Genomic DNA, 10473 nt, shown 5'->3' with positions numbered 1-10473 from the left:
AACCTCCTAGAATAGTGGCTGATACCTTTCATTTAGTCTGAGCGCCTGCAATTCATCATGAATCGTAAAGAGCATGCCACTCAAAATTAAAAAGAGTCCAGGAATCATGCTGACTTTTAACAGACTCTCATCCTTCAAGACAAACAAGATTGGAAGTCCAGCCAAGGTAACGTTAAAGACTGCACCTATCAGAGCAAATCGAAGAACCAAGCGATTGATAAAGCGACTGGTATCCTCACCAGGATAGACCCCGTAGATGTAATCTCCTGATTGCTTCATCCGATCTGCGATCTGTTGACCACTCACATTGACAAAAGCAAAGGCAATGCTAAAGACAAAGAGGATAAGGATATAAGCATAGATCCACAAGGGTTTCCCCATCGCATACTGCTCCAGTATGGTAGGGTAGAGAGGATTACCCTTATCCAGATGTTGAAGCAAGAGCAAGAGATAAGAAGGTAAGCCCATGAGACTCATCACATACATATAAGGCATACCACCAGCAGGATTGAGCATAATTTCCAGATAGGAATAGCGTTTAAAACGAGAATGAAGTCCGATTTTATTGATAGGGATGCGGTATCGCGCTCGGTAAAAGAGAACGACTAGATAGGTAAAGAGGACACCAAGCACTACCAATAGAAAAAGCAGCCAAGGAGAGATCTTATGAACTTGGACTGATTGGATGATGTCTTGTGGGAGTGATATCACCATACTGGCCAATAAAATAACGATCGGGCCTCCAACCCCGATAGACGCATTGATGTCAGACAGCCAAACTAAGAAGAAGGTCCCCGCAACCAAAAGGCTGGTATTGAGGAGAAAGACCAAGAAGGGATTGTAGGGAGCTTGGACAGGAAGATTTGTAGTCAAGGCCAATGCCTGAATCAAGGCAATCCCTAACGTCAAGTACATTTTCCGTCTATCCTGGACTTCCGAAGAAACCGAGTTTAAGCCCAGTTTCTTTGAAAAGGAAAACATCTGCCACAAGATCATAGCTGACATCCAAGGGGAAAGTCCGATTGAAAAGAGAGAGAGGCTACGAAGATTTCCACCAGTCAGGGCTACTGAAAAGTCCAGATAGGCTGCGCTTCCTCCGAGAAAATTCCGGCTATTGAGGTCAACAAAAGGAAGAGCCAGACGACTCCCGAGCACATAAATAAAGAGCAAAAATAGGGTGCGCATCCCTTTTTTTACTGCTATCGATGAACGAAATTCTTTCACTAGCTCCTCCTTTTCATTTTTTCTTTCTGTCCTGTCACACGGGAACAATCTTGTCCTTCCATCTTAGAATTTTCAAATCTCTATCTCAGTTTTCGTGAGTTTTATCATCCAGATAAGCCTTCAAAGTAGCCACCATTTCTTCTGGTCTTTCTGCTGAGAAAATACCCGCATAGGCACTTTCAGGCAGTTCCTGGGACTGGGTATTTTCAAAAGTCAAGATCGGTTTCTCAAAGCGTGAAATATAGTCATAAACGACACTCAACTTGTCATCGTGGTTAATATCAAGGTAGACATCTGTCTGCTGGATCAATTTCTCGACCAAGAGAGGGAAGGTGTTGGGATAGAGGGTCACATTTTCAAAACGTGACAAGAGCATGAGTTCAGGTGCCATCGTCGTATAGGCTGCGATGTAGAAATGCACCTCTGGCAAGGCTTGAACTAGATAGTCGATTTTCTCAAGATGCCAGGAGTTGGTCAAATTAACACAAGTCATAGCTGGCTGATAGACTGTGACTGGATAGTCAATTCCAGCCTGACGCCATTTTTCAGTAATGGTAGACCACTCCATCAGATGATAGTGCCACCAAACCTCACGCAAACGCCCAACTGAATGAGTGTTCCAAGGTTTGTCTTGAGAAAGGAAATGCAAGATGGCTGGCAGGGGCTCTAGGGGAATCTGGAAGATAAACTCATGTCCATGTGAGGCAGCCCCACTGTCAAAACCAATCTGGAAATTATAGTTCTGATCCAGAGGAGCATAGCTGTCATGAAAGAGCATATTGAGGATGGACTGGTCTCCTTCACTCACATGTTGGTGTTCCCGCTCCGTCAACTCAACTAGCTCTTGTCTCACAGCTTCAGCTCGCCATTTTTTGTTATTGATCAAGAGTACACCTGCATTAAAGCCAACTCCAACTCCAAAACAAGATGGTGCAGCAGCCAGGTAGTTTTCGCCTAAGTCCATTTCAAAGAGAGCCGTCAGATCAGCCGTCACAACCAAATCACTGTCCAAGTAAAGAACCTTGTCCTCTTCGACAAAATCAGGGATAAAATAACGGGCAAAGGTCATGTGATTGATATGGGGCAGTTTGTTGCTCCAGTTCATCTGAAACTGGGCGCCAAGCATCTTGACATCCACTAATTCACCGCCCATTTGCTCTACTATCGGTCTGAGAGCACGGAACCACTCCTGGGGAATATCCTGGTTAAAGATATAGACCTTGACATGACTATTATGATAGCAGAGAGACTTGAGCGCTGTTTCAATCTGACGAATATAGGCATAATCTCCTGCGAGAACAATTGTTTTTTTCATTTAGTTTCCTTCAGTTTACAACGACTGCTTCTTTGATTCCAAAAGCGTGCGGATAGACTCGATCATTTGATCTACGGCTGCTGGTGAGTAAACGTGACTGTAACCACTCGAGTCATGACTAGTGGTCTCAAAAGCAAATATAGGGATTTCTCTTTGCTGTACCTCTTGGATAATGTTTGCAATTTCATCCTCATGATTGATGTCCAAGTAAAAGTCAATCTTTTCCAAGACCTTTTTGACATTCATGGGATTAAAGTAAGGATAGAGGCGTACATTCAGATGTGATTGTAAGTTCATGATTTCCGGCGCAAAATTGGTATGAGCTAGGATAGAGAACTCTACATCGGGCAATTCTTGGATCAGGTGTTCAATTTGCTCTATGTGACACGTATTGGTAAAAATAGCGGTCGCATACTGGGGAGCTTGAACTAAAGATGCCAATCCTTTATGGAAATCACATTTTTTCATGACGATATCAGACCACTCTAGTCCGTAGTAAAACCACCAGTCCTCCCTGAAACGGTTGAGGTTGATTTGGTACCAAGGCTTGTCCCCTGTATAATGGATAATCTTGGCTGTTTTCTCAGTAGCAAGAGAATCCCTATACCAAGAATCCATCTGGTAATTTCGAGCCACTGTATCCATACCAACCATAAAATTATAGGTAGCTGGCAGAGGTTTCCAACGACTTTCAAAGAGGTGATTTAACACGCCCTGATCACCAAAAACTTGGTCATGCAGTTGGTCTGTCAAGCTCAACAAGTGCTCCGTCACCTTTTCTTGACGCCAGAGAGCCACATTAATCAGCAAGACACCTGCATTAAAAGTGCTAGGAACTAGCGCATCTGCGACAGCAGCTACTGGCCAGTCCTCCATTTCTTCTAAAAAGAGTTGATCTAGGTCTGATCTAACGATGATATCCGAATCCAGGTACAAGGCTAGGTCTTCGCTAACAAACTGAGGAATAAAATAACGAAAGAAAGTTGCATAACTTAAGTGAGCTAGTGGTAAACTATACCCTTTCAAACCTTGATGACTAATCTTGACATTGATGATTTTTGAGGCTAGAGGCTCTAGACGTCTCTCCATGAGCTGAAACCATTCTGATGGCAAATCATCATTGAAAACATAAAAAGTCACTGCTCGGTTATGGGCGCAGATTGACTTGATTGTTGTCTCAATCTTGTCCATATAAGCATTATCACCACCGAGTACAATGGCTTTTTGAAGCTCTTTTTTCATTTCGTCTCCTTTTCTTTTCACATTCTTTTGGCTACTTTTCTACTACTATAGTTCTGATTTTTTCGATGATTATCTCACATTCCTATTATACCTTTTCCCCTAGTTTATTTCAAACTCAAAAGAGGATTTTCCCCTTCTCACATACAGAAAAAACCTTTGAAAAATCATGTTTTCAAAGGTTTTCCATTTTACTATTTATTCATTGATTTTTATATCTTATCAATGACTTTCTTGATCGTCATTCTGACTCTTCTTGGCAAGAAGACCGATACCTGTCACAGCTGTCAATGCTCCCAACAAAGCAGATGCTACCGAAGTCGACGCTCCTGTATTTGGCAAGACTTGTTTCGGCTTGCTTGAAGCGGATTGACCTTGGCTTGCAATGCTGGCCATTGAGAGAGAGGTGCTTGTTGAAGTAGATACCAGAGCACTTGCTGACGCAGATCTACTAATAGAATCTGAAGTCGAGAGACTAGCGCTAATCGACACCGACTCGCTCACAGACATACTTGCTGAAATCGAAGCACTTGCTAGAGTCGATTCGCTGGCTAACATGCTAGCTGAGAGTGATGCGCTCGTTGAAGTAGATTCGCTCACTGATGTACTTGCTGAGATCGAAGCACTTTCCAATGCTAACTCGGCTGCTAGCATACTTGCAGAAGTTGAAGTACTTGTTGAAGCTGATTGACTGGCACTTACGGAAACTGACTCACTTGCGCTCACTGAGGCAGATTGACTCGAACTTGCAGATGCTGACTGGCTCGCGCTGGCTGAAGCCGATTCGCTTGAGCTGACTGAGGCTGACTGGCTGGCACTCAATGAAGCCGATTGACTCGATCTTACTGAGGCGGACTCACTTGAGCTTGCCGAAGCTGATTGACTCAAGCTTACTGATGCTGACTGACTAGCGCTCACTGAGGCTGACTGACTCGAACTTGCCGATGCCGATTGACTCGAGCTGGCTGAAGCGGATTCGCTCGAACTTACCGAAGCAGACTGACTAGCGCTTACTGATGCAGATTGGCTTGAGCTTATAGATACTGATTGACTAGCGCTGGCTGAGGCTGACTGGCTTGAGCTTGCTGACGCAGATTGACTCGAGCTGACTGATGCGGATTGGCTTGCGCTAACTGAAGCGGATTGGCTTGAACTTACTGATGCGGACTGACTCGAGCTTACAGACGCAGACTGACTGGCGCTCACTGACGCTGATTGGCTAGCACTCGCTGAAGCTGATTGGCTCGAGCTTACAGATGCAGACTGACTGGCACTCACTGAAGCGGATTGACTAGCACTTACTGATGTTGATTCACTTGCGCTGGCTGAAGCGGACTCACTTGCGCTTACTGAAGCGGATTGACTCGAGCTTACAGACGCAGACTGACTGGCGCTCACTGACGCTGATTGGCTAGCGCTCGCTGATGCCGATTCGCTTGAACTTACTGAAGCTGACTGGCTAGCACTCGCTGAAACTGATTGGCTCGAACTTACAGATGCAGACTGACTGGCACTTACTGATGCTGATTGGCTGGAGCTTGCAGATGCAGACTGACTGGCACTCACTGAAGCGGATTGACTAGCACTTACTGATGCTGATTCACTTGCGCTCGCTGAAGCTGATTGACTCGAACTTACAGATGCAGACTCACTCGAACTTACTGAGGCAGACTGACTTGCGCTCACTGAAGCGGATTGGCTCGCGCTCACTGAAGCAGATTCGCTGGAGCTTACAGACGCTGATTGACTCGAGCTTACTGATGCAGACTGACTCGAGCTGGCTGACGCAGATTCACTTGCGCTCACTGATGCGGATTGACTAGCACTCACTGATGCGGATTGGCTCGAGCTGGCTGACGCAGATTCACTTGCGCTCACTGAAGCAGATTCGCTGGAGCTTACAGACGCTGATTGACTCGAGCTTACTGATGCAGACTGACTCGAGCTGGCTGACGCAGATTCACTTGCGCTCACTGATGCGGATTGGCTCGAGCTGGCTGACGCAGATTCACTTGCGCTCACTGAAGCGGACTGACTCGAACTTGCTGAGGCTGATTCACTTGCGCTCGCTGAGGCTGATTCGCTGGAGCTGACTGAGGCTGACTGGCTGGTGCTTACTGAAACAGACTGACTTGCACTCAATGAAGCTGATTGGCTGGCGCTGGCTGAAGCGGATTGACTTGCACTTACTGATGCAGATCGGCTGGTGCTTACTGAGGCTGATTCACTCGCACTTACAGAAGCGGATTGGCTTGAACTTACAGATGCAGATTCGCTTGAACTTACAGATGCTGATTGGCTTGCACTCAATGAAGCTGACTGGCTCGAACTTACTGAAGCGGATTGGCTTGCACTCGCTGAAGCTGACTGACTCGAGCTCAATGATGCAGACTGGCTCGAGCTGACTGAAGCTGACTCACTCGCACTTACAGAAGCGGATTGGCTCGCGCTCGCTGAGGCTGACTCACTTGCACTCGCTGAAGCTGACTGACTTGAGCTAACTGATGCAGATTTGCTTGAGCTGGCTGAGGCGGATTCGCTTGTGCTTACTGAAGCGGATTGACTAGAGCTCAATGATGCAGACTGGCTCGAGCTGACTGAAGCTGACTCACTCGCACTTACAGAAGCGGATTGGCTGGCACTCACTGAAGCGGATTGACTAGAGCTCACTGACGCTGATTGACTCGAGCTCGCTGATGCAGATTCACTTGCACTTACTGAGGCGGATTGACTTGCACTTGCAGATGCTGATTGGCTGGAGCTTGTAGATGCAGACTGACTTGCACTCACTGAAGCGGATTGACTAGCACTTACCGAGGCTGATTGGCTGGAGCTTGTAGATGCAGACTGACTTGCACTCACTGAAGCGGATTGACTTGCACTTACTGAGGCTGATTCACTTGTGCTTACTGAGGCAGACTGACTAGCACTTACCGAAGCTGACTGGCTGGCACTCAATGATGCAGATTGACTAGAGCTTACTGAGGCAGACTGACTTGCACTTGCAGATGCTGATTGACTTGCGCTCGTTGAAGCTGATTGGCTAGCGCTCGCGAAGGCGGATTGACTGGCACTCAATGAAGCGGATTGACTGGCACTTACTGATGCGGATTGGCTCGAGCTTACGGATGCTGATTGACTTGAGCTTACGGACGCTGACTGGCTAGCACTTGCAGATGCTGATTGGCTCGAACTTGCTGAGGCAGATTGGCTGGCACTCAATGAAGCCGATTGACTCGAGCTTGCTGAGGCTGACTGGCTGGAGCTTACTGAGGCAGACTGGCTCGAGCTCGCTGAAGCGGATTGGCTGGAGCTTACCGATGCTGATCGACTCGAACTTGCTGAGGCTGACTGGCTAGCACTTGCAGATGCTGATTGGCTCGAACTTGCTGAGGCTGACTGACTCGAGCTCAATGATGCAGACTGGCTCGAGCTGACTGAAGCTGACTCACTCGCACTTACAGAAGCGGATTGGCTTGAACTTACAGATGCAGATTCGCTTGAACTTACAGATGCTGATTGGCTTGCACTCAATGAAGCTGACTGGCTCGAACTTACTGAAGCGGATTGGCTTGCACTCGCTGAAGCTGACTGACTCGAGCTCAATGATGCAGACTGGCTCGAGCTGACTGAAGCTGACTCACTCGCACTTACAGAAGCGGATTGGCTCGCGCTCGCTGAGGCTGACTCACTTGCACTCGCTGAAGCTGACTGACTTGAGCTAACTGATGCAGATTTGCTTGAGCTGGCTGAGGCGGATTCGCTTGTGCTTACTGAAGCGGATTGACTAGAGCTCAATGATGCAGACTGGCTCGAGCTGACTGAGGCAGACTGACTTGCGCTCACTGACGCTGACTGACTTGCACTTGCAGATGCAGATTGACTCGAACTCGCTGAAGCAGACTGACTTGCACTCAATGATGCTGATTCACTTGCGCTCACTGAAGCGGATTGGCTTGAGCTTACGGACGCAGACTGGCTGGCACTCACTGAAGCGGATTGGCTCGAACTTACTGAAGCGGATTGGCTGGCACTTACCGAAGCTGACTGGCTGGCACTCAATGATGCAGATTGACTCGAGCTTACTGAGGCAGACTGACTTGCGCTCACTGATGCTGATTGACTTGCACTCGCTGAAGCGGATTGGCTAGCACTTACTGATGCTGACTCACTTGCACTTAATGATGCAGATTGACTCGAGCTCGCTGAAGCGGATTGACTCGAGCTTACAGATGCAGATTCGCTTGAACTTACTGAGGCGGATTGACTAGCACTCAATGATGCAGATTGGCTGGAGCTTACTGAGGCTGATTGACTTGCACTTGCTGAAGCAGACTGGCTATTACTTACTGAAATTGACGCTTGATTTGGCGTAATTTGTCCATTAAACACATCTGAAACCGAACCATCCACTGTCGTACTAGCAGTCACTGGTCCACTAGGAAGTCGTCCTCCATTGCGATCATATACTTTCTTCAAGTCAGTTGCAGTAAAGGTTACACTAGTAGAACTCCCCGTTGCCTGTTTGGTAAATGTTTCACCTGCAATTGTTAAAGTAACTGTCCCACCTGGAGCAACCCCATCCACCGTAATCGCTTGATTTGAGAGCCCACCTTTTTCGTTAAGATATTGATTCTCTATCCTTGGCGTCTGAGGACGCACAGTAAAGCTCACGTCAATTTCATCCGTACTTCCATCTGGATAAGTTACCACGGCTGTTAACTGATGACGACCAGCTGGTAAATCTGTATTGGTTCCAGATTTCCAAGTATAGGTTGTTCTAGTTCCCTTAGTAATTCCTGAGGTAGGAAACTCCGGAGTCCCTTGGGCATTCGTGATGTACTGACTAGCTTCACCAACAGAGATTGTTCCCGAATTTGTCGTAAGAGTAAAGTTTCGATTCACCTCAGCATTGATGGCTGGTTCGTACTTTTCAGACTGAGCATGGACTTCAAATTGAATTGCGGCAGGGTTGGCTGTTAAATCTTTTACAAGACCTACGTCAGTAGTATTTCCGCTAAAATTACCTTCCTGATCATAGGTGAAAACATAACGGGTCCACAAACTATTTACTGCTTGATTTTTTCCAACAGAACCCGTGATTGAAACAGTGAAAGGATTTGATGCTGTAGCATTTCCATCTTTGGCTAGTTTATTTGTCGGAACAATCATACTGATACTTTGACCATTACTCGTAGTGAATGAGACAACAGTTGAAGTAGCCGGATAGGCCGCGGGAACAGCAGTAGGAACAAATTTTGCATGTTCAATTCGACCACTGTTATCAGTAAACTCAATGGTCGCAGAAAAATTTTCTTCTCGATAAATTTTAAATTTTTGTCCTTCTAGAACTGCGCCACCTGTAACGGTTATTTTCTGAAGTTCTGGCTTCTCTGTATCCCTAGCAGCTCTGAAGCTAGCGGTATTTGAAGCTTGGGTTAAAGCTTGTCCGTTTCTGCTGTCACGAAGTCCAGACTTGGCACGTAACACAGCATTTGCAATACTATTTCGAGCTTCTGTAGCCTTATTCAAAATAGAAGTAAAATCAGAAAGCTCCCCTTTCAAGGCATCTGCTATCTCATTCTTCGCTAGACTAGTCTTCGTGATTGCCTCATCCGAGTTTGGAAGCCCCTGAGCTTGAGCTAGAAACTGCCCAATCTCAGCAGACAAGGCCTCTAATTTCTTCCGTTTTTCTTCACTTTGCTTTTCTGTCAAGGCTACAGAAGTCATTGTGAAACTCGATTCAGCCGTCACACCTTCATTCTTTACACGACCAGACTGACTTTGAGGCAAGGATTCTGTAGAAAAATCAACTGCTTTTAATTCTTTCGAAGGTTGTGATTCTTTCACTGTCTCCCGAGCTGACTCACTTGCTTGGTACTGACTTTGAACACCAACTGAAGCTCTCTCTGACAGATTACTATTCGCTTGATTTTGTGTCCCAAGGGATTCACTTGAACTAGCAGTTACACTTTGACTGTTTGCCAAGGATTGACTAGTGGAAGCAGATTGGCTCATCGACTGGCTCACGCTAGAAGAGTTTGAGGCACTGATAGACTGGCTCGTAGAGGCAGATTGACTGGCGCTCTGCGAATTGAATTCTGACAATGACTGGCTTTGACTGGTAGACAAAGACAAGCTAGCAGCATCTTGATGATCCTGTGTCGTCCCTAGCACTACTGAATCTCTCGTCGCCAGGGTATCTTTTGATTCGACAGTCTTTTCAACAGCGACTGCATCATTGGCATAAACACGCGTTTGCGTCGCAGCAAAACCACCTAAGATCGTTCCCGTAGCTGCTATCCCTTTCAAGACATCCACGCCGGTCAACTTCTGACCTTCTTGCTTTTCAACCATTTCTGTCTTTACTTGGCTCGTATCCGCACTTCCACGCATCACCTTAAATAAGCCAAAAAGGGAAGTCGAGGCCCGTAGCCAATGCTTCCCTGATTTGATTAATTTGAACCGAGTTACACGGTCTGTTTCTCTATATTCACCCTTCTGGCGTCTAAAAAACATGTTCATCCCCTCAACTTGAAAAAGATCTATTCACCTATAAAATACTATCTTCTTATTATATACCAAATATACCGACAATTCAATATCTATAATATATCCTAAAGAAAGAAAATGATTTCAAAAATAACTTGATTTCAAATCTATTCTGTTTTTTCAATATAATCTTCATTTTATTG

General features: G+C 46.2%; 4 protein-coding genes. All 4 read right to left on the bottom strand.

Translation table 11 applies throughout. From position 1 onward, the window contains the following. Positions 1–6 precede the first annotated feature (6 nt). The 4 genes from secY2 to ACORHV_RS01830 all read right to left on the bottom strand — a co-directional run bounded on the left by secY2 (position 7) and on the right by ACORHV_RS01830 (position 10297). Positions 7–1224 carry an accessory Sec system protein translocase subunit SecY2 gene (secY2, locus tag ACORHV_RS01845; RefSeq protein ID WP_434398527.1) on the bottom strand — a complete coding sequence of 406 codons (1218 nt, stop codon included), beginning with the start codon at positions 1222–1224 and terminating at the stop codon, positions 7–9. An 85-nt stretch (positions 1225–1309) separates the two neighbouring features. Then, complete coding sequence (locus ACORHV_RS01840) at positions 1310–2539, bottom strand: glycosyltransferase (protein ID WP_000751402.1); 1230 nt, start codon at positions 2537–2539, stop codon at positions 1310–1312. A gap of 15 nt (positions 2540–2554) precedes the next feature. Further along, entirely contained in the window at positions 2555–3781 is a 1227-nt protein-coding gene (locus ACORHV_RS01835; RefSeq protein WP_216728879.1) for a glycosyltransferase, read from the bottom strand. 219 nt (positions 3782–4000) lie between these two features. Beyond that, positions 4001–10297, bottom strand: coding sequence for an accessory Sec-dependent serine-rich glycoprotein adhesin (locus ACORHV_RS01830; RefSeq protein ID WP_434398524.1), 6297 nt, complete (start codon positions 10295–10297; stop codon positions 4001–4003). Positions 10298–10473 lie beyond the last annotated feature (176 nt).

The organism is Streptococcus sp. KHUD_016 (assembly GCF_051106465.1).
GTDB lineage: Bacteria > Bacillota > Bacilli > Lactobacillales > Streptococcaceae > Streptococcus.
The sequence above is the reverse complement of the archived record's forward strand: the minus strand, read 5'-3'. Positions and strand labels throughout refer to the sequence as shown.

Bases quoted from the DNA above. Each gene is read 5' to 3' on its own strand.
- ACORHV_RS01830 (WP_434398524.1), bottom strand. From the start codon at position 10,297: ATGTTTTTTAGACGCCAGAAGGGTGAATATAGAGAAACAGACCGTGTA.
- ACORHV_RS01840 (WP_000751402.1), bottom strand. From the start codon at position 2,539: ATGAAAAAAACAATTGTTCTCGCAGGAGATTATGCCTATATTCGTCAG.
- ACORHV_RS01835 (WP_216728879.1), bottom strand. From the start codon at position 3,781: ATGAAAAAAGAGCTTCAAAAAGCCATTGTACTCGGTGGTGATAATGCT.